Genomic DNA, 1,221 nt, shown 5'->3' with positions numbered 1-1,221 from the left:
ATTCGGGCGACCGAATTTTAATTTGCACGTGAGACCACTCCAGAGCCGCTCTGGGTGAGCACCTCGAACTCATCGAACTCAATTAATTGTCAACGGTCGGCGAGTCAAAGGCCACCAATGAAAACAAGTCAGTCCGCGAATCAAGTCTTGTTGACCGAGCAATTGCTGACAACGATAGACCAACAGCTCTTCTAACTCGTCAAGATTTTGCGGTGAGTAATTGGCTACGACTTCATTAGTAAGTGGCCACAATCGTTCTGCTGGCTGTAATTCGGGAGAATGTGATGGCAGCTCGAACAAATCAATGCCTTCAGGAATCACTAGCTCTTGAGACTGATGCCATCCAGCTTGGTCAACGACCAGCAGCACTCGTTTATCTGGACCCCATTCAAATACTCTCGTGCAAAATCGGCCAACACCCGATTAAACAGTTGAGTGTTGACAAAAGGCAGCAACCACCAATAAGTTTCTCCTGACTCGGGGTGGACAAAACTATAAACCCACAGCCACTTGTATTGATGTTTGACCTCGGCACGCTCGTTGTTCCCCAACCCGCGTCCAGACTCGGCGCAATACTGGTAGCAGTCCCAAGCGATGTTCGTCCATCGCCCAAACTTCAATCTCTGCTTGAGGATATTTAGCTTGTAAAAATCTCAACTCGAAATGAAGTTTTTTTTCCACTGTTGTTGTTGAGAGATGTCAGTTTCCTGATGCTGCGGTCTGGGGACTTTCAAACGGTAGCCCATTTCCCGAAGATATTCCCATCCCCGATGGCGACTGATCTGCTCTCCTGTCCACTCACTTAACCAATCAGCGACTTTGCGACCATTCCATAAACCGCCATCGGGAGCAGGCCCAGATAGGACTTGCCACAGTTGCGCTCTTTGTAGGTCGTTGAGTTGAGGAGGTTGCCCACGATTGGACGAACGTTTATCGCTTAAGGCGCCAGCCCCCAATTGGTTGTAGCGTCGCAGCAGTTGGTAAATCCAAATCCGGCTGTAACCGGTAACTTGAGACACCGCTAGTGGGGTGTGGCCCGAGGCGAGTAACCAGATGATCTGGTAGTGGCTGCGTTCGACTAACCCTGAACTTGTCCGGTAGCGAGTGTAGAGTTCCTGGACACTTAAGTGCGGTTCTAACTGGACTTTTTTTGGCATAGGGGGTTTGGCGTCCCTGTGAATCGGCTGCCCTTAATTATAACTAATTATCCGAACCTGATAT

At 49.4% G+C, this 1,221-nt stretch carries 1 pseudogene; it reads right to left on the bottom strand.

Going from position 1 to position 1,221, the window contains the following annotated elements:
• Window positions 1-78: 78 nt before the first annotated feature.
• A pseudogene (locus QUA07_RS29900) lies at window positions 79-1,157 on the bottom strand (IS630 family transposase).
• Window positions 1,158-1,221 lie beyond the last annotated feature (64 nt).

This window comes from Microcoleus sp. T3_A4 (assembly GCF_036700465.1).
Taxonomy (GTDB): Bacteria; Cyanobacteriota; Cyanobacteriia; order Cyanobacteriales; family Microcoleaceae; genus Microcoleus.
The sequence above is the reverse complement of the archived record's forward strand: the minus strand, read 5'-3'. Positions and strand labels throughout refer to the sequence as shown.